The organism is Microbacter margulisiae (genome assembly GCF_014192515.1).
GTDB lineage: Bacteria > Bacteroidota > Bacteroidia > Bacteroidales > Paludibacteraceae > Microbacter > Microbacter margulisiae.
On record NZ_JACHYB010000002.1, the window covers coordinates 208,122 to 233,605 of the forward strand.

Below are 25,484 nucleotides of genomic sequence, written 5' to 3' on the forward strand. Positions count from 1 at the left end.
CTATGCATCACAAACATTATTTATCCGTATCAAAATGAAACATTATCTGTTATCGGTCGCTTTTCTATTATCCTGTTTCACGGCAATCCAAGCACAGTCACAATTCTCACTCAATCCGAGCAGCGCAAAGTTTGTTTATACGCTCAATGCTATCAATGCATTGTATGTAACGAAAGTAAATGACGATAAATTAGTGTCCAGCGCCATTGTCGGTATGCTAAACGATCTAGATCCCCACTCGGTATATATTCCCAAAGACGAAGTGGAACGTATGAACGAACCGTTAGAAGGCTCATTTGATGGCGTCGGAATTCAATTTCAGATGTTAGAAGACACACTTTATGTTGTTCAGACCATATCTGGATGTCCTGCTGCCAAAGTTGGCATTCTTCCGGGCGATCGCATCATTTATATCCAAGATACGCTGGTGGCTGGTGTCAAAATGCAGAATTCAGACATCATGCGGCGTTTACGTGGTCCACGTGGCTCCATCGTAAATGTAAAGGTCTTGCGTCGCGGCGTCCCTTCTCTTATTGACTTTAGTATTACACGTGATAAGATACCTCTTTACAGTGTTGATGCATCCTACATGCTCGACCCTCAAACCGGCTATATCAAAATCAACAGTTTCGGCGCCACTACCTTCAAAGAATTTATGGAAGCTTTCAATAAATTGAAAACTGAAGGGATGAAAGACCTTGTCATTGACCTGCAGGGTAACGGTGGAGGATATCTGAATGCCGCCATTGATTTAGCTAACGAGTTTTTACAAAAAGGGAATGAAATTGTCCACACTCAGGGAGTGCACCAACCCCGAACGAACTATTATGCCACTGGGAGTGGTGATTTCCAAACAGGGAAGCTGATTGTTTTAATTGATGAATATACTGCTTCTGCAAGTGAAATTTTCACCGGAGCCATGCAGGATTGGGACCGTGCCTTAGTTGTTGGAAGGCGCTCTTTTGGGAAAGGGCTGGTACAACGCCCTGTGATATTACCAGATGGTTCTATGCTGCGTTTAACTACGGCTCATTATTATACCCCTTCGGGTCGATGTATTCAAAAACCTTACAAGGATGGTTTTGTAAAATACGACGAAGATATTATGTTACGCTATAAACGAGGTGAATTTGAACACGCAGACAGCATCCATTTCGCTGATTCTTTAAAATACAAAACATTGCGTTTAGGTCGTACGGTGTACGGCGGCGGAGGTATTATGCCTGATATATTTGTTCCGTTAGACACTATCACATTCACCAATTATCTGCGCGATATCATTGCGAAAGGTATCGTCAACAAAGTGATCATGCAATATATCGATCAGAACCGAAAGACTTTGTCAAAAGAATACGCCACATTCAAAAGCTTTAATGAACACTATTCTATTCCCGATACTGTATTCAAACAAATCATCCAGTCAGCAACAGATCAGAAAATTACCTTCAATGCAAAGCAGTACGGACTTTCAAAATCCTTACTTAAAACCCAGCTAAAGGCTCTTATCGCTAATGATTTGTGGGGGCGGACAGATTATTACCGCATTATGAACAGCGATAACGAAATTGTCCGAAAAGCTGTCAGCATTTTGGAAACACCGGGGGCATACACACATCTGATAGATGTAAAAGACCGGTATTAAATTCAAAGGACATACGGACATAAGCCCAAAATTGATAAAAACAAACGCCATGCTTTATTCTGAAATTATCACAGAATCGATTCGCAAACTTGCCGACTACAAGAGTTTCAAGGTTCTGTGCCATCAACAGCACGAAGGAACTCCAATGCCCTCATTGGCTACATTGGAAGAGATCGTTCATTTATCCCGTTCCATTATTTTTCCGGGATATTTTGGGAATGCTGCCGTTGACAGAGCCACTATAAAATACCATATCGGTATGGAAGTGGAACGTTTGTACCAGCTTCTTTCCGAACAAATCATGGCAGGTTTGTGTTTCTCCTGTTCTGAGCCCCCTCCCCAATCACATGCCTCATCCATTGCAGCAACTTTTATCGAACGGCTACCTCAACTACGCCAAATGTTGGCTGATGATGTCATTGCAACCTATCTTGGCGATCCTGCTTCTAAAAGTTATGGCGAGGTAATTTTCTGTTATCCCGCTTTGCGGGCAATTTCCAATTATCGAATCGCGCACGAACTGCTTGTTTTAGGCGTTCCGTTGATTCCTCGCATCATCAGTGAACTGGCTCACTCCGAAACTGGCATTGATATTCATCCGGGAGCAGTAATTGGCAATTCATTTACAATTGACCATGGAACAGGTGTTGTTATTGGAGAAACCACTATTATTGGGAATCATGTGAAGCTTTATCAGGGCGTAACCCTTGGGGCAAAGAGCTTTCCGCTTGACGAAAAAGGAAATCCGATTAAAGGAATTCCAAGACATCCAGTCATTGAGGACGACGTCATCATCTATTCAAACTCGACCATTCTGGGAAGAGTTACCGTTGGGAAAGGAGCTATAATCGGAGGAAATATCTGGATTGACACAGACATTGAACCCGGAGCCAAAATAATTCAGGCTTCAGGGAAAAAATAGATTGCGCTACTCATTACTCTTCATTTGATACAAAACGAGTCCCGATTCTCATCACGAGAACCGGGACCCAACCTATGAATTAGAACACAAAATCAAAACACTTCTCACTGAATACGCTCAGCCTGTATGAACGACATACAAAGGCTTTGCGTATTTTCATGATCCTATGTCAGATGAATGATGTTTGTTATCTATTAATTTACTAACGCTTTCAATGTTATTTTAATGCTTTGTTCAGCATATAATAGACCTCATTGTTGCGGAGATCCTGTTTGAAATTACGCATTGTAGTATCCTTGTCAATGAGCAACATTTCCATATCAGCAATTTCTGCGTAATCTTCCATAAATTCTGTTGTCAAGGCAAATGAAAAACTTGAATGGTGAGTTCCTCCTGCTACAATCCAAGCACCAGCTCCAATTTCAAAATTGGGCTGGGGAATCCATAAAGCACACGCAACAGGTAATTTCGGCAACGCTTTGGGTTTAATCACTTCAACGGCATTGACAATCATGCGGAAGCGGTTCCCCATATCAACAATGGTACAGGCAATGCCATTTCCTTCGTGAGCCTGAAACACGAGACGGGCACATGTTCCGGAATCGCCGATACCCAGATAATGCACTTCCACGCGAGGTTTTTTCGCTGTGATTTCCGGATTAATTTCTAACATATGTGCTTGGAGAATTGAACTTTTAGCCCCGTCGAAGTTCAACGTATAATCCTCAAGGAACGATTGTCCACCGGATAAACCCTGCCCCATCACCCACATTGTACGAACAAGCGCTGCGGTTTTCCAATCGCCTTCAGCTCCGAAACCATATCCTTCAGCCATTAACCGTTGTGAGGCAAATCCCATTAATTGTTTCATTCCTTCCAGCTCATCAAAACTGGTAGTGAAAGCTTTGGCTCCTTTGTCCTGCAAAAAGTGGCGTAACCCGATTTCCTGAGCGGCAGCATCGCGAACATATTGATGTTTTTCTGTACCTTTTTTGCAATCGTCGGCAAAATCATACTGTTTTTCGTATTCAGCTACCAACGCATCTATTTCTTCTTCTTTGACAGCATTTACATAAGGAACCAACTTAGCAATAGGAGCATTATCTACATGATAACCCAAACGGATTTCAGCTTCAACCTTGTCGCCATCGGTCACAGCAACATTGTTCATGTTGTCACCAAACCGGATGATACGCATATCCTGTGCATCTGCCCAAGCAGCGGCAACACGCATCCATGTTGCAATTTTTTCATGGGTGCTTTTATCCTTCCAGTAACCTACAACAACCTTACGTGGTTTGCGTAAGCGGCTGGTGATGAAACCAAACTCACGATCGCCATGTGCAGACTGGTTAAGATTCATAAAATCCATGTCTATTTCATCCCATGGAATTTGTTCGTTGTATTGCGTATGAAGGTGCAACAACGGTTTCTTGTAATCCATCAAACCGTGAATCCACATTTTTGCCGGAGAAAAGGTATGCATCCATGTAATGACTCCAATACACTTCGTATCGGCATTGGCTGCACGGAAAACTTCGGAAACTTCTGCCGAAGAGTTGGCTGTTCCTTTATAAACTACTTTTACTGGTAAATGACCCGAATCATTTAACCCTTTTACCATTTCGTTCGAATGAGCATCCACGTTGACCACAGCATCTCCACCGTACAATAGCTGAGCTCCTGTAACAAACCAAACTTCGAGGTTTTGATAATTGAATTCCATAATATTAATTTTTGTGCTTCAGAAACTCTCGTTTTTTCAGGAAAGTTCTCCTCTGCAAAGATGATTATTTATAGTAAGTAACTTATTTCTGTCCGTAATAGGCATTCGGTCCGTGTTTCCGCATAAAATGCTTCTCGATAAGCAATGGATTCATATCCAATTGCGGGTTAATATTGTAAGCAATAAACGCCATCTTGGCCACTTGCTCCATCACTACGGCATTATGCACTGCGTCATGCGCATCTTTTCCCCACGAAAAAGGACCATGGTTTTTTACCAACACACCGGGCACATGTACGGGATTGATCTGGTTGAAACGTTCAATGATCACGTTGCCTGTTTCCAGTTCATATTCTCCTTTTACCTCTGTTTCTGTCATATCGCGCGTACATGGAATCTCGCGACTGAAGTAGTCCGCGTGGGTTGTCCCGATGTTCGGAATGTCACGCCCTGCCTGTGCCCAGGCAGTAGCATATGTAGAATGTGTGTGCACTACCCCACCGATACTCTCAAAAGCACGATACAATGCCATGTGTGTCTGCGTATCAGACGAAGGTTTCCATTTCCCTTCCACAACATTGCCTTCCATATCCAGCAACACCATATCTTCGGGTTTCAAATTGTCATAGGAAACACCAGACGGCTTGATGGCGACAATACCTTCGTTGCGATCAATAGCGCTCACATTCCCCCAGGTAAAAATCACCAGACCATGTTTCACCAAATCGAGGTTGGCCTGGCATACAATTTCTTTTAATTCATTCCGCGTCATAATTCTTTAATAATCGGTGTTTGTTACAATGCAAAATGGGAGCCATTCTGCACTAACGCGTTATATTTGTCATAATCAAAACGGTAGTAAAAGGCACCTCGCTTGGAATTGCTCTTGTCTTTTTCCTCCGTTTTCTCAAAAATATCCATTGCCAGCACTTTTTTCCGGAAATTTCGCTTGTCAAGCGTTTCGCCCAAAATGGCTTCATAGAGAGATTGTAATTGCGGCAATGTAAAATATTGCGGCAACAGGTTGAATCCGATCGGTTCTACGGCAGCCTTGCGTTTTAGTTGCTTCCATGCCATCATCACCATGATATTATGATCGAAAATCAATGCCGGGATATCGTTCATTGGAACCCAAACCGCGTTATGACTATCTGCTAATTCCTTATTATAGTCATCACTGTTGATAAGTGCATAATATGCGGCAGAAAGTACCCTTTCACCGGGATCACGATCTACTTCTCCGAAGATCCCAATCTGCTCCATAAAAACATTTTCTAAACCCGTCAACTCCTGCAACACGCGCTCGGCGGCAGCATCAATACTTTCTCCCTTATTGAGAAAGCCACCCATCAATGAAAGCTCGCCTATGCATGGATCAAACCGCCGTCTGATCAATAATAGCTTTAACTCGTCTTCGTGAAATCCAAAAATGATACAGTCGACCGCCACATAAAAGCGATCCTTATTTTCGTAATAATTTCTTACTCCTTCGTTTTCAACCATAACATACAATTTACCACGTAAACTTTATTTTAAACCAAAGTTACACAAACTACTTGTATGTAAAGTATTAAATGTTACTATTGGGATGAAATAAATCGTCTGTCCGGATGCCTGAATTAATGGGTGTAAAAATAACACTTATTTCACACCAATGTCAAACTAATTATATGTTATGCAACATAAAAGTAAATAATTCATTTCGTTCTTACGGTCAACATAAATTTTACATCATCAAAAGAAAGGAACCCAAAGAAAAAAACAACAGCAGGAATCTGTCATTAATCATATTGTGAAAATTATCAAGTATAAGGACTAATGTCACATCAACCACGAGCCCATACCTATGTATAAAATACATTTTAACCCCGATACTGTATTTTTCAGTTTAGATTTCTCCAACACTCTCCAACAGACAAAATAATATATATAAACATTTACCGCTTACAGATTAAAAGACACACAAACCGTATATTTCTTATATTTAACCATATAACAAAATACAATCAGAATTATTGTTTATAACACATTCAAGATATTGATTATCTTAGACCTGAAACTTTTATTGTCCCCGGTATCTTTTCTCTTTACCTTGGTAATTATTCCTTTTACCAGGGTAACGCCTTCTGTTACCCCGGTAACTTTTCTTTTAGCGGGCGCTAAAACGGGTCTATTCAATAAGCTGAATCAAGTTCTTTATGAGTTTGCTCTTCATTCGATTCAATTTGGTGTTTAGGCTTTGCTTTATTGTGGTTAGGATCTCACATTAAAGAAATCTGTTTTTGCTAATTCTTATCAGCCACTATTGCTGTAGATGCTCAAAGAAATAGGTTTTGCGTGCCATTGCATTTTTAACATGAAAAAATTGCAAATGCCTGTTTTTTGTGCGTAACTTTTGCACAATAAATTTTGTATGCACTTTGTTACTTTCAGATGAAACATGGAGGGACACCTTATGAAACCAAATCAGCCTTTAATCATTACCATCAGCCGACAGATAGGTTCTGGTGGGGCGTATATCGGACAACAGATTGCAAGGTACTTTGACATCCTGTATGCCGATCGCGAAATTATATCCGAAACAGCACAACGGTTTTCAATTCATCCCAAAGAAATTGCACATCGTGATGAAAAAATTATTTCTGCATGGGAAGCATTTATGCAAGCTATTACACGTAACCCTGACCGTATTGAGTTCAGTCCGTTTCCTCCAACAGACAAAGAGCTATTTAAAGCCGAAAGCGAAGTAATTGAACGATTAGCAACCGAACGTTCGGCCGTAATCATGGGTCGGTGTGGTTCGTATATCCTTCGCCAACACCCGAATCATATCAGCATTTTCTTACATGCAAGCAACGTTTTTCGGATAAAACATCTTTGCGAAGTACACAACATGTCGGAAATCAGAGCACAAAAAACAATCGCCGAATATGATAAAGACAGAGGAGCCTACATACACCAGTTCACCGGACTGAACTGGACGGATGCCACCCAATATAATCTTACATTCAGAACGGATATTCTCGGACTGGAGACCAGTGCCAAGGAAATTATAAATTTTATAGAAACGACACTGGCGAAAAAAGAGCTATAACCGCAAGCTGTTCATAAAGAAACAGTGCAAGTGATAATCTCTTGTTTCACATCGGATTAATAAAAATGATTATCCAGAGATAAAGATTACTACAAACTTCAGGATGATTTTGGCGGAAAAGATACAAGAGTATCTTTTCAAGCTGTAATTCATATCATCTCATAAATCTATTTGGTATTGTGTTTTGCCGGATGAGGATCTCCCCTGCTTAAAAGAAAGATTTGCATGATCGGCTATCAGCATATCATATAGGATATTACACAAGTTTATCTTTTGAACTTGATACATCCTGTCATAATCTCAGGATGAAGCACAGTAACCTATTTTCCAGAAAAGGAGCAATTATAACTCTGCATAACTGCATATTTCAAAAAAACAGATTCACTCCTCTGTTTGTATTTTTTCCTCTACAGATTTCTACAATTTTCCACAGATTTTATTTACGCCAAGAAACTAATTATTAATGAATTAATGATAATGGTACAGTTCTTGACTATTAATTGTTAGTACACAGTTGAAAGCTGTGATGTATCAAATATCAAATTAAAATAGATAAAGAAATACCTGCACCCATGATAAAAGCACCTTTAATCATATGACGTTATAATCACTGGAAAAACAAGTACAATCACACCGGCAAAACAGATTGCCTGTAGTTTTAATAACATCACTATTCATTATTAGTCACTTAGGTATTAAACTATTTAATTACTCTTGAAATGAAAACTATTAAAATTATCTTTTTAATGAGTATCCTTAGTGTTGCATATTTAGCGACAGTTAAGGGACAAGTACGGGTAAAAGTAAATTTCAATTTATTTCCCCAGTGGCAACCCGCATCGTATAATAATGTTGAATATTATTTTCTACCAGAACTAGGAGTTTATTATTATGTACCAAATCACACATTTATTTATCCAGATGGCAATAGATGGTTATTTACCAGAGAATTGCCTGAAAGATACCGACATTATGACCTGTATTCAACAGATAAAGTAATTATAAATGCTCCTACTCCGTATTTACGTAATAGCTATTATGCAGAGCAATATCGACATGATCAAGATAATCACTATCAAGCAGATCGATGGGGTTTCAAAAGGGATAACGGCAGACATCGGGGTTGGGACAGAAGGGATAATGTACAAAATTATTATGGAGATGATTTTCATGGACATAATAATTATCGTGGTTATAGGGAACATGGACGAGACCATCAGGAACACGATCACGAATGGCATTAAAAAGAGAAACTATATATTAACTATTAACAACCGAATAACTACGATGAAAAAGAGTCTTATATTTGTAATCTTTGCTTTTGTTTCTGTGATTTCATTTGGTCAGAATTCGTTAGCAATGGGTAAAACTCAGTTGAACTTTGGATTAGGTCTATCCGATTGGGGAGTTCCAGTCTATTTTGGATTTGATTATGCCGTCAGTAGTGATATTACCTTAGGAAGTGAATTATCCTATCGTTCATATCACGAAGACGTGAATAATACCTATTATGATCACTCGATTGAGGGAGTTTCAGGGAATTTCAATTATCATTTTAACAATTTATTATCAATTCCTCAAAACTGGGATGTATATGCCGGACTAAATATTGGCTTTTACATTTGGAATTCTCCGGATACCTATGGAGGATCCCATTCTTCTGGATTAGGACTGGGTGCACAAATTGGAGGTCGATATTTTATTTCAAAACGTGTAGCACTTAATCTGGAATTTGGTGGTGAGAATACATTTGCTGATGGAAAATTTGGTTTGACAGTGCAATTGTGATTGCGCTCTTTTATCCAACTCGGTTATTTAATATAACGATTCAAAAATTCCGATAATCGAAAGGAGGTGCTCATTAAAAAATTGACAGGAAATAAATGTAGCAACTTGCTAAATTAAAAAATAGCCTTGCTGTATTACTTAGAAATAATTCCAAAACAAATTATTAAGCTATTTATATCCAGAATATTATTCCAATATAAATTTCATGTATCATTAAAATCAAATCATTAGCGTATGAAAACAGTAAAATTTTTTATTATATTGATTGGAGTAGTGACTTTGTTCGCATGTAACACTACGAAAACTCCAAGTTCACCACAATCGGTATCATTTCTGCTGACAGATGCTCCGGCTCTGCAGGGATTTCAGTTAAACTTTACGAAGGTAAATGTTCAAATTACCGAAATTGACTATGTAACCGCTGATTCGTCTATTACAAAAGTAACTTCGTTTGTCCCTGGGATTTATGATTTGAAATCCTTAATGAATGGTGATAGCACTCTATTGTCACAAATCATATTACCCAATAATACAGCGATTAAGCAGGTGCGATTAGTCTTAGGAAGTGATAACACCGTTACACTGGCCGATGGCACTACGCATGCATTAACTATTCCAAGCGGACAACAATCGGGGATTAAGATTAATGTGGATTCTACAGTTCCCTCTTCAGGCGATTATTCCATTATGATTGACTTTAACATTGGACGATCCATATTTCAAAATGGGAATGGAGTATACCTGTTAAAACCTGTTCTGCGGGCCTTTGTAGTAGAAGCCACTTCTAATATTAAAGGAAATATTTCGCCTTCTGATTTACCGACAAAAGTGTTCGTCATCAACGGAACAGACACTATATCAACTATTTCTGACACAACCAAAAATAATTATTTCCAACTTTCCGGATTTACAGCAGGCAGTTACACGGTACAATTCATGCCGATGGATACGACAGTGGTTACAAAAACAGCCACAGCCGATGTATCATTTGGAAGCGATACAAATTTGGGCACGGTAGTTGTAAAATAACACAAAGCAATATTAGTTTCAATACATAATAATGGCTGCTTGCAATTTTTATTGTGAGCAGCTTTTTTATAGCTGAAATACCCTTGATTTTGATGTATCGGTAAATTTCTACCTAACTTTGTATAATGAATATCGAAAATAAAATTCGGTTCAAAGCGGCAGGATTGTACTTGATCGCAGGAATTTCTGCTGTGGCGATGGTAATATTTCTTTATAATGTAAGAAGTAATATCAATAGTCAGCGTATAGAAGCAGAAAAGCAACATCGTGTTCTCATTTTTACGAATGACTTGATTTATGCTGTAGGTCAGGCCCAAGCATCGGTAAGTTTTTTTGTTTCTACCCGAAACGAAAAATACATAAAAGATTTTCAAGTCAAACTTATATACATCAACTCCCTAATCGATACCCTTTCGGTCATTGAACCCTTAGAAAAAGAAAATTTGCAACAAATCAAGGTTCTTCTCGCCCGACAAACTTCCAATGTCTCGGAGTTGAATCGGCTGTTAGATGATGAAAACCCGCTTACTCCGATCAGCGAACGCATCCAGCAATATAAACCGCAACAAAACGCCACCTCTCACGTTGTCACCATTCGACATGACACGGTTTATAAACCATCAAAAGAGAAAAAAAACTTTTTCAGGAGACTGAAGGATGTATTTAGCCCTGGAAAAAATACCACAATGGTCGTTTCCAATATACGTGTTGACACCATTAAAGTTGGAAATTCCACTCCGTCGCCTTTCCTTTCAGAAGTGAGGAGTTTAGCGTTTTCTGCCAGTAAACGCTATGATCAAAATATCAGAGCTATCGAACAACAAGTAGCAAATCAGATCATGTCTGACAGAGAAATTTCAGCTCAAATAGCAGGCCTTCTTCTGGAACTTCACAAACAAACACTAAACTCAATGCTTGATACCATTGAGCGTAACGAACAGTCAATCAATCGAAACTACACACTTTCGGTAATCGGCGGAATCATTGCATTAGGGCTTATTCTGTTATTTATACTGCTCATCATCTACGATGTAAACAAAGGGAAGGAAGCCCGCGAAAAACTCCGGCAGGTGATGGAAAGCCGACACAAGTTGCTATTGTCCGTTTCTCACGATATTAAAAGCCCATTGGGATCGATTCTCGGTTACCTTGAACTTCACCGTCAGCAGGGAGAAGACGTCAAATCGATGCAAAACTCCGCCCGACATATTTTGGCTTTGTTGGAAAATCTGTTGGAATATTCCAGTCTCGAACAGGGTTCTTTGCAACTTACTTCAACCACCTTTTCACTCGAAGAGCTGAGTGACGAAATCGGGCAGATGTTTTTGCCACTGGCTGAGGCCAAGCATATCTCATTTACATTTTCATCGGATAAGATTCGCATCATCTCCGATCAGATGAAAATAAAGCAAATCATAATCAACCTCGTGTCGAATGCTATTAAATATACGCGCATCGGCGAAATAAAACTGGCAACGACATATGTCAATCAGCAACTTCGTATTGAAGTAAAAGACACTGGTGCAGGAATTCCTGAAGACAAGCTGGAGGAAATATATGAACCGTTCTCACGGGTGGAAAGCAATAACACGTTAGCACACGGTACTGGTCTGGGAATGTATGTAGTGAAAGGTTTGATTGAATTGCTGACAGGAAGCATCCAACTCATCTCTACCGTTGGAAAGGGCACTTCAGTGACAGTTACGATCCCTTGTGTTAAAGCTGAAAGCATTATCAAACAAGGATCAAAAAGAATTGCGGTGTTTGATGACGATCCTGTTATTGTGAAAATGGCAGGCGAGATGCTTTCTCGTCTTGGACATGTCGTAATAGAAAAAGATTATGATGTGATTTTGACCGACATGGAAATGGGTGAACTTTCAGGAAACGACATTCTGGCTTCGGCAGGAAATATTCCGGTCATTGTGATGACAGGGCATAGCGATTTCACAATTGAAAAAGCCCTTCAGCTTGGATTTGCCGGCTTCCTTCAAAAACCTTTTACCATGGAGTCATTACGGGAGATTTTTGGGGAAGGAGAAAAGGGTAACGATGGTTTCCTGGAAGAAGATGAAGATGAGATTAGAGGATTATTTCGAACTTCTACAGCCGAAAATTATGCGATCCTGAGGCAGGCTCTTGCCGATGCCGACTTCAACAAGGCTCAGGCAACCTGTCACAAAATGTTACCGATGTTCGTTTTGCTTGGCTATCCGGTAGATGCTCTACGCCGCATGGATGCCCGACGCGGAAATGCTTACGAAGGATGGGAAAAGGACGTGGAAACGATTCTGACAATCAAAATTTAATGTCGTAAAGATGCATTTTGTTATAGAGCGTTTTGCGATCGATTTTCAACAACGTGGCAGCCAATGTTTTATTTCCTCTGGCTTTACGCAACGCATTCTCTATCTGCTCACGTTCATTGTCAGGTTGCAAAGCCAAATTTTCACTTACTGACGACGACGGAGCAAAAGCAGGAATATCCGAAGGCGCAATCATATCATTCGAAGCAAACAAAACCAGTCGCCTTACTGTATTACGCAATTCGCGAAGATTTCCACTCCAATGATGCCTTTCGAGCAAAGCCATCGCATCAGGTAAAAATCCTTTTACCGATTTTTCCAACTCCTCATTGGCCTGGCGTAGGAATTCGTTTGCAAAAATGGGAATATCTCCCTTGCGGTCACGGATAGGAGGAATAAAGAGAGAAAACTCATTCAGTCGATGATACAAATCCTCACGAAAACGACCTTCGGCAATAGCGGTACCCAAGTCTTCATTTGTAGCAGCAAGAATGCGTACATCTACTTTAATATCTTTCACGGATCCTACAGGACGCACCTTTTGTTCCTGTAGCGTACGTAACAATTGTACCTGTACATCATACGAAAGATTGCCCACCTCGTCCAAAAAGACGGTTCCTTGGTCGGCTTGCACAAAAACACCGGATTTGTCTTCTATTGCAGAAGTAAATGAACCTTTCAGATGCCCGAATAATTCGCTCGGGGCCAATTCACGGGATAAACTGCCGCAATCGACAGCAATAAAGGGTTTGTTCCGGCGTGGACTATTTTCGTGAATCATGCGTGCCGCATATTCTTTACCCGTACCGCTTTCGCCTACAATCAACACCGACATCCGCGTAGGAGCAACCTTCAGAATATGATCATACATTTGCTGGGCTTCCGGGCTTTTGCCCAAGATCATATTATTGACAATAGGCCCGGAAATCTTTGTAGAAGCAGGCTTCACCGAGAGAGCCTGTTCTATTTTATCTTTCAGTATAGAAGGATTCATCGGTTTCTCCAGAAAATCTTCCGCACCAAGCTTTATCGCTGCGACCGCACTTTGGATTTCCGCATAACTAGTCATCACAATAACCGGGATATTCATCTTCCGGTCACGCATCCAATGCAACAGCATAATCCCATCTCCATCGGGAAGGCGTAGATCGCTCAGCACCAAATGAACCTTTTTATGACTCAGTGTAACTTCTGCCGATGAAATATCGGAACATAATTCCGCTTCGAATCCAATACGAAGACACCACCTCTGTAACATAGTTCCAAAGGTGGTATCATCTTCAATTATAAGAATTGTCTGCTTCATACAGGGAACAAAAATAAACAATTTCACGGATATTTTTATTCTCCCGAAAACAGAATCGTTTATTAATCAAATAACATCAATCTATTGTGCAAGAAACTATATTTGAACAACCAGATACTTGGAAGCACTCCAGAATTTTGCAGGATTAGTGATCTCAATTGTAATCTTCTTATTGGCACTTCTTACCAGTTTATAACTATCGCTTGGATGCAGTGTCAGTATTTTTACCTTCTGGCTATTGGTCGGTATAGATGAGATACTCCTTAAATCAGCCTGAGTAAAGTATTTTGCCTCGAATGCATTAGCCGATAATTTCTTTGACTGGAAAAGTCCGCCACCTGTTACTATTTTCTCCTCTTTAAGTTGTTTTAATGTAGACACACAATACCATACGGTATGTAAATCAGCGTCCTGCCCTTTGATGGTTGAAGTTTGTTGTTCAATCATATTGTGTTGTTCAGCAATATTCTTGCCCTGGTCTGCTACAGTAGTATTTAGCTCACTGATTTTAATATTTTTCTGGGCAAGCTCTGCTTGTAAGGATTGAATCTGAGCATTTTTTTCGGTCATTTCGCTTTGCAGGCGATTAATTGTTTCTTCCAATGCAGCATTAGCTTTCCCTCTTTTAGCAGCAAGACGTTTAAGAGCTTCAATTTTTGCGTTGGTTTGTTCCATGTCTTTTTTGATCTCCATCATCTGAGCCGCAACCTGTTCTTTTCTGCTCCTGGAACCTTCCACACCTTTGAGGTTCACCTTCATCTCACTTTCATTCTTATTGATTCTGGCAAATCCTGTTTCAATATCATTCAGAAATCCAAGTGTTTGATTGTAGGATGAATCAGAGTACTGGGTCTGCAAATTCAATGAATTCTGTAATGAATCCCGTTGTGCAACCATAGCTTTATATTTTGCCGAATGCTCGACACATGATACCGTTATTAGTGCAAGAACGGTAATAACTACATAAAATCTAATTGTTCTCATTTTCATGAATTTAATGGTTTGTAATATAGCTCAAACGCCGCAATCATTTTGCATCAACGCCTGTTAATTCAACATTCACACTCAGTTTTTCTGACACGTTAACTCCCTTGACGTTTCTGGTAGGATAACTTATTATCTTGTAAAAATACGTAGTAATCTGGACTGAATACTAAATCAGGAGAAATGCCAATTTCTTATTACACATATTACAAAAATTATGCCATTACACATATTCATCTACAAAACAAATAGTTAATATTTTTACATACTGTAGAAAACTGTAGAGACTCTGGGGAAAACATGTAGAAAGTGGCCCTTACAAGTTGAAACACATTAAAAAAGTAGAATTTGAATGAGAAAAACAAGATAACGTAATCCATTCAGGTGCAAGAAATGTTTTTATTTGCGACAGCGAGTAAGCCAAGCATTAGACTAATTTTGCCCAATCAACGTCATAACCAAAAACGAACAAACAAATTTATAATATACAAGAAAGAAGGATCAATCGGGAAAGTTGTGTTAGAGGATAAAAAATGATAATTTTGTTTCATGGAAAAAGAGACAGAATTAAAGTCAGCGGAACATCAGTTGTTGGAGTTAATATTGCCAGAAGGGATTCTGGAGTATTTTGAAATAAAATCAGTTAGGAACATTGGGATAGGTTATGCGGTTTATCTTGAAGAAAAGCCTGATATTCCTTCAGAGTATGCAGGAGAACCTCTTCGTTGTCATGGCTTTCATCAGGAACAAACCATACATGATTTTCCAATACGAGGAAAGGTATTTGATTTGAAGATTAAGTGTCGAAGGTGGTTGAATGCCAATACAAACCAAGTGGTTAGCCGAAATTGGGAACTTACGGCAAAAGGAACGCGATTTACACAGGAATTCGCGGCTTTTTTAAAAGAATTACCTGGATACTCATCCCATAAGTGCTAAATCCCTTGCAGTGGATTATTATCTGGATGGCAAGCAGTTGCAAGAGCAATACAAGGACTATCTGAGTGATTATCATCAGTGGGATCAAAAATCTCATGCTCACCAATGGCTGCTTTATCCGGATAATGTAGGCCGTTTCTTAAGTATAGATGAAACCAGCTTGTCTAACGGAGAACTATATACTATTGTCACCAACAAAGCGGCAAAAGGAGGTAAAGGAACCATTGTTGCTATGGTTCGGGGAACTAAGGCAGAGGATATTGTCGCGGTTCTCAACAAGCTGCCAAAGCGTGTCAGGTGGAAAGTCCGGGAAGTTACCATGGATATGGCAGCCAATATGGAATACGTGATCAAAATTTGCTTTCCCCAAGCCGGTAGAGTGACCGACAGGTTTCATGTTCAACAGTTGGCTTATGATGCCGTTCAGGAACTCAGAATTAAACATCGTTGGAATGCACTGGACAGGGAAACGATCGATATGGCATTAGCGAAAGCCTGCGGAAGGAAATACAATCCACCGGTTCTGGCAAACGGAGACACTCTCAAGCAACTACTGGCGCGTAGCAGATATTTGTTGTTTAAGAAACCCACAGCATGGACATATTCTCAGAAAACAAGAGCTGAAATTCTTTTTGAACTGTATCCTGACCTAAAGAAAGCATATCATTTTTCCTTGCAATTGGGGGCTATTTACCATCAAACAAAAGACAAAGGAGTAGCTTTTGCTAAACTGGCACAGTGGTATGATAGGGTTGATAACTCAGGTATTTTGTCATTTGGAAGCATCACCAGAACCATTCAATCACATTATTTGACAATCCTGAATTATTTTAATCACAGAAGTACAAATGCTTCTGCAGAATCATTCAATGCCAAAATCAAAGCTTTTAGGGCATCTTTCAGAGGCGTGAGAGATGTGAATTTTTTCCTTTTCAGACTAACAAAAATTTATGCTTAATCAACAAAAACACAACTTTCCCGATTGATCCAGAAAGAATGGAGGAAGGCATGAAACGAAGACAAAAAAGAGAGGTCTTATCAGACCTCTCTTAAAATATTTTGCGGTATGGACGGGACTCGAACCCGCGACCCCCTGCGTGACAGGCAGGTATTCTAACCAGCTGAACTACCACACCATGTTTAATCTGCAATTGCTCTCAATTGCCGTGCAAAGATACAGCTATTTTCGATATCTCCAAAGCCTCAACATAAAATTTTCACACATTGTCCCGGCGCGATGACTAACTGGTTTTGAATGAGACTGTTTTTAGACTATCTCTTTTTCAAAAAGCAACATGGACATGGAGAGCAATCCACATAAAGCAACAAACAAAAATCAAGGACGGAAGCATATTCATCACTCTCAGTTTCTTTATTTCTAAAATATTAATTGCTAACCCAATGAGCAAAATTCCACCGGTTGCAGTAAGTTCGTTAATGATGAGCATGGAAAAATGAGCACCGAAGAAATAGGCAAGAAATGTAAGGCTACCCTGAAAAATAACTAGTGGAATTGCAGTCAAAGGAATGCTGACTCCAAATCCTGCTGCTAAAAGAATGGAAGAAAATCCATCCATGATGGATTTGGTGAAGAGTAAATCATGCCCCTGCCCCAATCCTTCCTGAATAGAACCAATCACGGTCATCGATCCGATACAGTACAACAAAAAAGCAGTTATCAGCCCTTCTGCGAATTTATCGTTCCCAACTTTCAGGTGTATTCTGACATAGTGCCCCAGTTGTGCCACCTTTTCATCGAGATGCATAGACTCTCCCACCAGCGCCCCAACAATTAACGAAAGAATCAACACAATAACATGTTCGCTTTGCAAAGCCATTTTCACACCTAACATCAAGGTAAATAAACCAATAGCCTGAAAGAAAACAGTTGACAGACGATGCGAAATATGCCGCTTGAGCAACAACCCAAGGATGCCGCCAACAATCACAGTTGCTGCGTTTACCCAGGTTCCAATCATTGTGTCAGGACGTTTAGCAAAATCTGTTTAATTCCCTCGTGATCCATATGAATGGAGTGATAAAGCTCGGCAGGTTGTCCTTGTTCAATAAACTGATCGGGAATTCCAATCCGTTTGATGATGAGAGAATAGCCATGGTCACTCATAAATTCGACAACCGCACTCCCAAAGCCACCGGAGAGAACGCCATCCTCAACAGTAACCACTTTTTTGAAGTTTTTCCCTACATAATGTAGAATTTCTTCATCTATCGGCTTCAAAAAACGCATATCGGCATGAGCAATAGCAACCTTATGCTGTTTCTCAATTTCAGTAATCGCTCCGGCAACCACATTCCCGATTGGCCCCAGGGATAGAATAGCCATATCTTTCCCTTCCTTCAACCAACGGCCTTTGCCGATGGCAATTTCTTCAAAAGGTTTCTGCCAATCCACCAGAACGCCATTCCCACGTGGATACCGAATCACAAAGGTGCTGTTTTCGGGAAGCTGTGCAGTATACATGAGGTTACGCAATTCAGTTTCATTCAACGGTGAAGATATGGTTAAATTTGGGACGCACCTGAAATAAGCCAAATCGAATACACCATGATGGGTAGCTCCGTCAGCACCTACCAGACCTGCCCTGTCAACACAAAAAACAACGGGAAGATTTTGCAAGGCGACATCGTGAATCACATTATCATAAGCCCGTTGCATAAATGTGGAATAGATATTGCAGAAAGGTTGGAGACCTTCAGTAGCCAATCCTGCAGAAAATGTAACAGCATGTCCTTCGGCAATTCCTACATCAAAAACACGATGCGGCATTTTCTCAATCATAAAATGCAGGGATGAACCACTGATCATAGCAGGTGTCACAGCGACAATACGATCATTCATTTCGGCAAGCTCAAGTACAGTTTTTCCAAAAACATCCTGAAACAAAGGAGGCTCTTTATCTCCATTATGCCGGATACGTTCGCCTGTTTCAATATTGAATTTACCCGGAGCATGCCATTCTGTAGCAGCATTCTCGGCAGGCTTATATCCTTTCCCTTTTTTAGTGACAATATGTAGAACCTTCGGCCCGTTGAAATCTTTGATTTCGCTCAAAATACGAATCAGGTTAATTACATCATGTCCATCGATAGGTCCAAAATAACGAATATGCATTCCTTCAAAAATATTATTCTGACGGGCAAGAAGTAATTTAATCTGATTACCAATACTGGTAATTTTGTGTTTTTTCTTCGTATTTAGAATATTCCTTTGCTCCAGAAACGCAGCTGCTTTAAAACGGATTTTATTATACGTGCGCGATGTAGTGAAATTCACCAGATATTGACTGATTCCTCCTTTTACGGGATCAATCGCTATTTGATTATCATTGAGAATAATGAGCAAGTTATTCGGATTGATCGAAGCATTGTTCAATCCTTCGAAAGCAAGACCTCCGGTAAGCGATCCATCGCCGATAACAGCGACAACATGACGATTGGATTCATGTTTCAATGATGATGCTACCGACATGCCCAATCCGGCAGATATCGAAGTGGATGCATGCCCTACTCCAAAAGCATCGTAAGGACTCTCACTTCGTTTAGGAAATCCACTGATTCCCTGAAATTGGCGATTGGTATGAAACACATCCCGGCGACCCGTCAATATTTTATGGACGTAAGCCTGGTGCCCGACATCCCATACAATACGATCGTAGGGAGTCTGAAATACATAATGAAGCGCCACGGTAAGCTCAACCACCCCTAAACTGGCAGCAAAATGGCCCGGATTTTTCGAAAGGGAATCAATGATAAAACATCGTAATTCATCACAAATAACAGGCATTTCTTCCAGGGTGTGTTTTTTTAGATCGTCAGGAGAATTAATCGAGTTAAGTAATGGATATGAATATATTGACATATTTACTTCAGCTTTTTACAGTATAACGAATCGTGTTCGTAATTTTTCAGCGAAGATAGTTTGAAATTTGCTCTTTGCCAACAAAAGTACTCTTATGATGTGATTTTTAGCAAAGCCTCATTACGTAATTGTTTCTCTGGATGAAGGGAATAACAGAAGCAATGCCTCTTCTGAAGGCTATATGATTTATCTAAAATCCGTCACCGGGCACAAAATGCATATTACTGCGAACGGATATACAAATCATTATGGTTTCGGCTTTAAAAATTCTTCTTTGTATTTGGTCTGTAACGCGCTGGCACGAATCAGACACTGAGGATTGTGTACATCAATAAGTTTGGGACTGAGTTTGGGAATTAGGATATGCATACCTGCTCCGATATGGTCAGGATTTGCAATTTTTTGCTTATTGGCTGCGTAGATATAAACCCAAAAAAGTTTGCTCCCATAATATTTCAATGCCAGAAGCGTAAGCCGTGAACCTTCAGTAAATGTCACCACAGTCAGTGTATCATTATACATGCCTGATTTCTTTATCTGATGAGCATTGGAAGATTTTGGGGAAATATTCTCAATCTTCGGGTTTGAAGCCACTTGAAAAGAATTTTTTGCTAATGTATTTGTTGAATTCACAGGTTGAACACTTTGAACTGATGATGTCTTTAAAGGAACCTTATTGGCACGATTCATAATAAAGAAAACATAATAGATCGGCACGCAAACTACGACTAAAAAGGCCAATACAACGGAAAATACAATCCAACGTCTTACGTTGCGAGGAGTTTCCTTTCGCATACGTTCCAGAACAATAGGCTCTTCTTCGGGGAAAAAAGCATGTTGTTTATGTTCTTTCACCATAATTTCAGGTGCTGCTGCTGTCTCCGGCTCTGGTGTTGATGCTAATGCTGAAACTATCGACGGTTCTTCTGTTTCCTTTAATTCTTCTTCTGATATTCCTTTTGAATCCTCTTTTAGGGTTTCTTCGGGTTCTTCCGCTGATGTTATTTCTGATTCCTGAATTTCAGAAACCAAAATTTCCGCTGGCTGTTCCAGTTCAGTTTCTCTTTCTATCACAGGCGCTTCATGAGGGCTAATCTGCTGTAAGTCACATATAATACTCATAATTTCTTCAGCCTGGTCCGAAAAGCGTTTCATCCGTAGTTCCTCGTCTTCCATCCACGTATCACTTCCAACGCCTTCTTCTTGATCAAGAACAACCGGATCAAGATGTTCAAACGGTTGGTTGACAACGTCACGAATCGCTTTATCGGGGACAAAAGTAATTTTGTTATGACCAGCTATTTCATATTTTTCACCGGTTTGCACATTGACACTCATTCTACTTTGGTGCCACTCAATCTTAAACACACCCAGCCCTTTGACCTTGACTTCCTTGTCACGTAACAGTGCTTCATAAATGACCGAAAACAACTGTTGCACAAAAGCTGTAGCTGCTTTTTTGGTAATTCCTTGTTGTTGGGCTAGTAAAGTAGCAATGTCGGAAGCCATTTTTTTTTCGTTACTCATGATCTGGCACCTCCTTTGCCTTTTCTTTTAAGATTTGACTCGGTTTGAATACACATACCTGTTTCGGAGGAATTAAGGTGCGGACTTTTGTGCGAGGATTAACAGACACCCGCTCTTCTTTTCGATGGGCTTCAAACGTTCCAAATCCTTGCAGATGAATGGCATTTCCTTGACTCATTTCTCCAGCCATTTGCTTAAAGGTCAATTCAAGCATATCAGAAACTTCCTTTTCCGACAAAGAGAGTTTGTCCGATAAATCAGCAATCAATTCTTTGTGTGTCATAATTCAGCGTATTAAAAGATTGATGAATGGCTATGACTATATATTGTTCGATCTTTGCCATGTGTTAAAACACAACTTCACCGAACAAATCATAATCGTCAAAATTAATAATTTTTGCCGAATAAAACGAGCCTATAGACAGTTTATTTGTTTTGGCAATTAATACCTCAGGATCCACTTCCGGCGAATCAAATTCCGTTCGCCCTACATAAAAATCTCCTTCTGTTTTGTCAATGATAACTTTAAATGTTTTACCGACTTTTTGCTGATTCAGTTCAGACGAAATCGTACGTTGCAATTCCATAATTTCGGACACACGGTCTGACTTAACCGTTTTGGGCACATCATCCACATAATGGTTGTAGGCATACGTACCGTTTTCATGCGAATAGGCAAAAACACCTAACCGTTCAAAACGCTGTTCAGCAACAAAGGCTTTTAATGCCTGAAAATCAAGATCAGTTTCTCCCGGATGTCCTACAAGCATTGTAGTGCGTAAGTGAATACCGGGAACTCCTTCCCGAATAGCCTGCAATAGGGTTCGTGTTTGGTCCAATGTGATGTTTCGACGCATTCGTTTCAACATATCATCGCTGCTATGTTGCAAAGCCAGGTCAAGATATTTGCAAACATTATCCCGCTCCCGCATAACATCCAACAATTTATATGGAAAATTCGCAGGATAGGCATAATGCAACCGGATCCATTTCAAATCCTGAATATCGGCAATTCGATTCACCAGATCCGGCAATAAAGGTTTACCGTTAATATCATAGCCATAATATGATAAATCCTGAGCAATGAGTTGAACTTCTTTGACTCCCTGCGAAACAAGCCATTGTACTTCCTGAATGATATCTTCCTGGGATCTGGATTTATGTTTCCCCGTTATAATAGGAATTGCACAATAAGAACAGGTACGGTCACACCCTTCCGAAATCTTCACATATGCATAGTGTGACGGCGTTGTAAACGACCGTTCAAGGGCAAAATTAGGGTTATAGGTTTTGCTTAAGTCGCCCAGAATTTCATTGAAATTGAACTTTCCATAATAATGATCTACCTCGGGAATCTCCTCCTCCAGTTCTTTTAGATAGCGCTGCGAAAGGCATCCCATCACAAAAAGTTTATCAATCTTTTTCTGTTTCCGTAGTTCTGCAAATTGAAGAATCGTATTGATGGATTCTTCTTGTGCATCGCCGATAAAGCCGCACGTATTGATGATTACAATCCGGCCTTCCGGTTTTTCAGGATCGTGATGTACTTGGTAACCACTTACTGCAAGCTGACGCATAAGATGTTCAGAATCAACCAGATTTTTAGAACAGCCCAACGTAATAAAATCCACTAAGTTGGATTTATCAATAGTCATAGAAATAATGTCTGATTAAAATTATATAAAAATAGCATTAAAGAATATGCTACAGGAAGCTTTTCAAACGTTTTTCAAGCTCATATTCATCTGTAACAAGTACTTGGCGAGGTTTGCTTCCATCGGGAGGCCCGAGAATTCCAAAAGCTTCCAATTGGTCAACAATGCGGCCTGCTCGGTTATAACCAATCGAAAATTTACGTTGAATAAGGGATGTGGACCCCTGTTGATTTAAAATGATTAAACGAGCTGCTTCTTCAAATAAGGGATCACGTTTACTCATATCCATATCAGAAAATTCATTACCTTCACCGTCACCGCCGACATACTCAGGCAGATAATAAGCCGTCGGGAAGGAAGTTTGTTGAGCGATGTATTTTACAATCTTTTCCACTTCCGGTGTGTCGACGAAAGCACATTGAACACGAATCAGATCGCCACCCTGGGAGAATAACATATCACCCCGACCAATTAACTGGTTCGCTCCGGGAGTATCCAGAATGGTTCGTGAATCCACCATAGCCATTACCCGGAATGCTACACGCGCAGGGAAATTCGCTTTAATAACGCCTGTAATGATATTAGTCGAAGGACGCTGGGTTGCAATTACCATGTGGATGCCAACCGCTCGAGCCAACTGGGCAATACGGGCAATCGGCATCTCGACTTCTTTCCCGGCTTGCATAATCAAGTCTCCAAATTCATCAATGATCACAACGATGTAAGGCAGGAATCGATGTCCTTTTTCCGGATTCAAATGACGCGAAATAAACTTGGAATTATATTCCTTGATATTTCTTACATGCGCTTTTTTGAGCAAGTCATAGCGATTGTCCATTTCGATGGTCAGGGACTGAAGTGTCTGCACTACCTTGGAGACATCCGTTATAATCGATTCTTCCCCATCCGGAAGTTTTGCCAGATAATGCTTTTCTATATCAGAATAAATATTAAACTCTACCTTCTTAGGGTCAACCAATACAAATTTGAGCGTCGATGGATGCTTCTTGTATAACAGCGAGGTGATAATGGCATTTAACCCAACCGATTTTCCTTGTCCGGTCGCTCCTGCCACCAGTAAGTGTGGCATTTTGCATAAATCGAGCATGAAGATTTCATTTGTAATGGTACTTCCAAAGGCGACAGGCAGATCGAATTTAGAATCCTGAAATTTCTTCGAGCTAATCACCGAGCGCATGGAAACAATCTGTGGATCGCGGTTCGGAACTTCAATTCCAATGGTACCTTTTCCAGGGATCGGAGCGATAATCCGAATGCCCAAAGCAGCCAAACTCAGTGCTATATCATCTTCCAGATTTTTAATTTTCGAGATACGCACGCCTGGTTTAGGAACGATTTCATACAATGTAATTGTCGGCCCGACTGTAGCTTTAATGCTATCTATTTCAATACCATAATTCCGTAGTGTGTTGATAATTCTATTTTTGTTGTTGTTCTGTTCATCCATATCAACGGATGCCTGCCCGTTATTGTACTCTTTGAGCAGGTCCAATACAGGGAAACGATAGTTTGACAAATCCAAAGTTGGATCATATTCTCCCAACATCGAGGCATCATAATCGTCCTCATCTCCATTGTTGCCCAATTCGTTGAGATGCATTATTTTTTGTTGTTCGGCAATTGATAATCCCGGATCATATACTTCGGGCTGAGGTGCAGTAATTTCAAAGTCTGTCGAAAAACTTGGTTCTTCATCCTTAGTTGTATACAAGGAACTGACATCTTCCGACTCTTCCTCATCGTCAATGTTCATTGTAAGCGTATTTCCAGAAGATTGCTTTGCCGGAGATAAAACCACTGGTTCTTTCTCCGTTTTACGGGGTGACTGTGTGAAAATTCTTTTTAAGAAAGGAATCAATCCTTTAAATAAAAGAATACTTAAAGCAAAACCCGCCACCAAAAGTACCAGTAAAGTACCTGTCCAGCCGAATTTACCATGCATCCATTCTCCGGCATAATAACCATTCTCCCCACCCAAAAACAAGAACGAATCTTTATAGATCGTTGACAATGTGGCTCCAAGAAACAAGGAGAGCCAAATCATTATTAGCATGGGATATAAAAAGGATTTCCACAATGGAATCGTTCGAATGGACATAAGACGCAATCCCAAAATAAGAGGAAATACAAGCCAAGCATACGCGGCAACGCCAAACCCTTGGTTGATTAGGACTTCAGCAATATGAGCTCCGACCGCACCCGTCCAATTCTGAATTCCGGGTTCATCATTGGAAAGATGGAACCAAGTACCTTGCAGTTTACTTTGATCGGCTGCTCCTGTGTAGAAAAAAGAAGTAAATGCCAAAGCAACGTAGCTGACAGCCATTAAAAGTAGCAATCCAATAATAAAATGAGTCCGTTCATCCTTAAATAAGCGCATCCATTTGGGCTGACCAGATGAAGACGATTTCTCTTTTTTTGTTTTTTTTATGGGTTGCTGTTCTTTTTTTGCCATATACATTGCCTTTTGAATATGCAAAGGTAATGAATTCGCTTTATTTTTGGGTTACATTTCTACTTTTTTCAAAGCCGAAGATGAAAAAACATAATGTCAAGTTCAAAAATCAAGAACAATGTTACTTCTCATATATCCATCAAATAATCAATATATTATTATTATAAATTACTTTTTAAAATACCCAGCTTGCACCTTTTGCAATACATT

The 25,484-nt window shown here is 40.0% G+C and carries 20 protein-coding genes and 1 tRNA gene; 9 read left to right on the top strand and 12 right to left on the bottom strand.

Features of this window, described 5'->3' with window-relative positions:
* Positions 1-34 precede the first annotated feature (34 nt).
* Together FHX64_RS10105 and FHX64_RS10110 are read left to right on the top strand one after the other, a co-directional pair.
* Entirely contained in the window at positions 35-1,642 is a 1,608-nt protein-coding gene (locus FHX64_RS10105) for a S41 family peptidase (protein WP_183413740.1), read from the top strand.
* Between the two features lie 49 nt (positions 1,643-1,691).
* The gene (locus tag FHX64_RS10110) at positions 1,692-2,564 is read left to right on the top strand and encodes a serine O-acetyltransferase (protein ID WP_183413741.1); all 873 of its coding nucleotides are present in this window, start codon (positions 1,692-1,694) and stop codon (positions 2,562-2,564) included.
* A gap of 217 nt (positions 2,565-2,781) precedes the next feature.
* Here FHX64_RS10110 and araA read toward each other — a convergent pair whose 3' ends face one another.
* The 3 genes from araA to FHX64_RS10125 all read right to left on the bottom strand — a co-directional run bounded on the left by araA (position 2,782) and on the right by FHX64_RS10125 (position 5,793).
* Positions 2,782-4,290: an L-arabinose isomerase gene (gene araA, locus FHX64_RS10115; RefSeq protein WP_183413742.1), complete on the bottom strand. Its 1,509-nt coding sequence runs from the start codon at positions 4,288-4,290 to the stop codon at positions 2,782-2,784.
* A gap of 82 nt (positions 4,291-4,372) precedes the next feature.
* Positions 4,373-5,062, bottom strand: coding sequence for an L-ribulose-5-phosphate 4-epimerase (locus FHX64_RS10120; RefSeq protein ID WP_183413743.1), 690 nt, complete (start codon positions 5,060-5,062; stop codon positions 4,373-4,375).
* Positions 5,063-5,085: 23 nt separating this feature from the next.
* Positions 5,086-5,793: an NUDIX hydrolase gene (locus tag FHX64_RS10125; RefSeq protein WP_183413744.1), complete on the bottom strand. Its 708-nt coding sequence runs from the start codon at positions 5,791-5,793 to the stop codon at positions 5,086-5,088.
* A gap of 952 nt (positions 5,794-6,745) precedes the next feature.
* Between FHX64_RS10125 and FHX64_RS10130 the strand changes: the two genes are divergently transcribed.
* The 5 genes from FHX64_RS10130 (at position 6,746) to FHX64_RS10150 (ending at position 12,510) form a co-directional block, all read left to right on the top strand.
* Positions 6,746-7,384, top strand: a complete 639-nt coding sequence (locus FHX64_RS10130; protein WP_183413745.1) for a cytidylate kinase-like family protein — start codon at positions 6,746-6,748, stop codon at positions 7,382-7,384.
* Positions 7,385-8,130: 746 nt separating this feature from the next.
* Entirely contained in the window at positions 8,131-8,628 is a 498-nt protein-coding gene (locus FHX64_RS10135) for a hypothetical protein (RefSeq protein ID WP_183413746.1), read from the top strand.
* Positions 8,555-9,172 (top strand): transporter, encoded by a 618-nt coding sequence (locus tag FHX64_RS10140; protein WP_221202196.1) that lies wholly within the window; start codon positions 8,555-8,557, stop codon positions 9,170-9,172. The genes FHX64_RS10135 and FHX64_RS10140 overlap by 74 nt, the downstream gene beginning before the upstream one ends.
* Before the next feature lie 234 nt (positions 9,173-9,406).
* Positions 9,407-10,201, top strand: a complete 795-nt coding sequence (locus FHX64_RS10145) for a DUF4382 domain-containing protein (RefSeq protein ID WP_183413748.1) — start codon at positions 9,407-9,409, stop codon at positions 10,199-10,201.
* Positions 10,202-10,326: 125 nt separating this feature from the next.
* Entirely contained in the window at positions 10,327-12,510 is a 2,184-nt protein-coding gene (locus FHX64_RS10150) for an ATP-binding response regulator (protein WP_183413749.1), read from the top strand.
* On the opposite strand, the gene FHX64_RS10155 is transcribed toward FHX64_RS10150, so the two are convergent.
* Both FHX64_RS10155 and FHX64_RS10160 read right to left on the bottom strand, forming a co-directional pair.
* A complete protein-coding gene (locus FHX64_RS10155) occupies positions 12,500-13,813 on the bottom strand; it encodes a sigma-54-dependent transcriptional regulator (RefSeq protein WP_183413750.1) in 1,314 nt (437 codons plus the stop codon). The two genes, FHX64_RS10150 and FHX64_RS10155, sit on opposite strands and share 11 nt — an antisense overlap.
* A gap of 96 nt (positions 13,814-13,909) precedes the next feature.
* Entirely contained in the window at positions 13,910-14,797 is an 888-nt protein-coding gene (locus tag FHX64_RS10160; protein WP_183413751.1) for a Cbp1 family collagen-binding glycoprotein adhesin, read from the bottom strand.
* Positions 14,798-15,346: 549 nt separating this feature from the next.
* On the opposite strand from FHX64_RS10160, the gene FHX64_RS10165 reads away from it, so the two are divergent.
* Both FHX64_RS10165 and FHX64_RS10170 read left to right on the top strand, forming a co-directional pair.
* Positions 15,347-15,736: an ISAon1 family transposase N-terminal region protein gene (locus FHX64_RS10165; RefSeq protein ID WP_183411864.1), complete on the top strand. Its 390-nt coding sequence runs from the start codon at positions 15,347-15,349 to the stop codon at positions 15,734-15,736.
* 10 nt (positions 15,737-15,746) lie between these two features.
* On the top strand, positions 15,747-16,694 hold the full coding sequence (locus FHX64_RS10170) for an ISAon1 family transposase (RefSeq protein ID WP_425487967.1): 948 nt from the start codon (positions 15,747-15,749) through the stop codon (positions 16,692-16,694).
* 104 nt (positions 16,695-16,798) lie between these two features.
* Here FHX64_RS10170 and FHX64_RS10175 read toward each other — a convergent pair.
* The 7 genes from FHX64_RS10175 to FHX64_RS10205 all read right to left on the bottom strand — a co-directional run bounded on the left by FHX64_RS10175 (position 16,799) and on the right by FHX64_RS10205 (position 25,274).
* A tRNA-Asp gene (locus tag FHX64_RS10175) sits at positions 16,799-16,872 on the bottom strand.
* A 147-nt stretch (positions 16,873-17,019) separates the two neighbouring features.
* Positions 17,020-17,715, bottom strand: a complete 696-nt coding sequence (locus FHX64_RS10180; RefSeq protein ID WP_183413752.1) for a DUF554 domain-containing protein — start codon at positions 17,713-17,715, stop codon at positions 17,020-17,022.
* Complete coding sequence (gene dxs, locus FHX64_RS10185; RefSeq protein WP_183413753.1) at positions 17,712-19,616, bottom strand: 1-deoxy-D-xylulose-5-phosphate synthase; 1,905 nt, start codon at positions 19,614-19,616, stop codon at positions 17,712-17,714. Before dxs ends, FHX64_RS10180 begins: the two co-directional genes overlap by 4 nt.
* Positions 19,617-19,862: 246 nt before the next feature.
* Complete coding sequence (locus FHX64_RS10190; RefSeq protein ID WP_183413754.1) at positions 19,863-21,143, bottom strand: HU family DNA-binding protein; 1,281 nt, start codon at positions 21,141-21,143, stop codon at positions 19,863-19,865.
* Positions 21,136-21,426 (bottom strand): HU family DNA-binding protein, encoded by a 291-nt coding sequence (locus FHX64_RS10195; RefSeq protein ID WP_183413755.1) that lies wholly within the window; start codon positions 21,424-21,426, stop codon positions 21,136-21,138. Before FHX64_RS10195 ends, FHX64_RS10190 begins: the two co-directional genes overlap by 8 nt.
* Positions 21,427-21,490: 64 nt before the next feature.
* Positions 21,491-22,798, bottom strand: a complete 1,308-nt coding sequence (gene rimO, locus FHX64_RS10200) for a 30S ribosomal protein S12 methylthiotransferase RimO (RefSeq protein ID WP_183413756.1) — start codon at positions 22,796-22,798, stop codon at positions 21,491-21,493.
* 49 nt (positions 22,799-22,847) lie between these two features.
* Complete coding sequence (locus FHX64_RS10205; protein WP_183413757.1) at positions 22,848-25,274, bottom strand: DNA translocase FtsK; 2,427 nt, start codon at positions 25,272-25,274, stop codon at positions 22,848-22,850.
* Between the last annotated feature and the right edge of the window lie 210 nt (positions 25,275-25,484).

Bases quoted from the DNA above. Each gene is read 5' to 3' on its own strand.
- FHX64_RS10125 (WP_183413744.1), bottom strand. From the start codon at position 5,793: ATGGTTGAAAACGAAGGAGTAAGAAATTATTACGAAAATAAGGATCGC.
- FHX64_RS10180 (WP_183413752.1), bottom strand. From the start codon at position 17,715: ATGATTGGAACCTGGGTAAACGCAGCAACTGTGATTGTTGGCGGCATC.
- FHX64_RS10140 (WP_221202196.1), top strand. From the start codon at position 8,555: ATGGACATAATAATTATCGTGGTTATAGGGAACATGGACGAGACCATC.
- FHX64_RS10165 (WP_183411864.1), top strand. From the start codon at position 15,347: ATGGAAAAAGAGACAGAATTAAAGTCAGCGGAACATCAGTTGTTGGAG.
- FHX64_RS10130 (WP_183413745.1), top strand. From the start codon at position 6,746: ATGAAACCAAATCAGCCTTTAATCATTACCATCAGCCGACAGATAGGT.
- FHX64_RS10150 (WP_183413749.1), top strand. From the start codon at position 10,327: ATGAATATCGAAAATAAAATTCGGTTCAAAGCGGCAGGATTGTACTTG.
- dxs (WP_183413753.1), bottom strand. From the start codon at position 19,616: ATGTCAATATATTCATATCCATTACTTAACTCGATTAATTCTCCTGAC.
- FHX64_RS10205 (WP_183413757.1), bottom strand. From the start codon at position 25,274: ATGGCAAAAAAAGAACAGCAACCCATAAAAAAAACAAAAAAAGAGAAA.
- FHX64_RS10155 (WP_183413750.1), bottom strand. From the start codon at position 13,813: ATGAAGCAGACAATTCTTATAATTGAAGATGATACCACCTTTGGAACT.
- FHX64_RS10105 (WP_183413740.1), top strand. From the start codon at position 35: ATGAAACATTATCTGTTATCGGTCGCTTTTCTATTATCCTGTTTCACG.
- FHX64_RS10110 (WP_183413741.1), top strand. From the start codon at position 1,692: ATGCTTTATTCTGAAATTATCACAGAATCGATTCGCAAACTTGCCGAC.
- FHX64_RS10160 (WP_183413751.1), bottom strand. From the start codon at position 14,797: ATGAGAACAATTAGATTTTATGTAGTTATTACCGTTCTTGCACTAATA.
- FHX64_RS10135 (WP_183413746.1), top strand. From the start codon at position 8,131: ATGAGTATCCTTAGTGTTGCATATTTAGCGACAGTTAAGGGACAAGTA.
- FHX64_RS10145 (WP_183413748.1), top strand. From the start codon at position 9,407: ATGAAAACAGTAAAATTTTTTATTATATTGATTGGAGTAGTGACTTTG.
- FHX64_RS10190 (WP_183413754.1), bottom strand. From the start codon at position 21,143: ATGAGTAACGAAAAAAAAATGGCTTCCGACATTGCTACTTTACTAGCC.
- araA (WP_183413742.1), bottom strand. From the start codon at position 4,290: ATGGAATTCAATTATCAAAACCTCGAAGTTTGGTTTGTTACAGGAGCT.
- rimO (WP_183413756.1), bottom strand. From the start codon at position 22,798: ATGACTATTGATAAATCCAACTTAGTGGATTTTATTACGTTGGGCTGT.
- FHX64_RS10195 (WP_183413755.1), bottom strand. From the start codon at position 21,426: ATGACACACAAAGAATTGATTGCTGATTTATCGGACAAACTCTCTTTG.
- FHX64_RS10120 (WP_183413743.1), bottom strand. From the start codon at position 5,062: ATGACGCGGAATGAATTAAAAGAAATTGTATGCCAGGCCAACCTCGAT.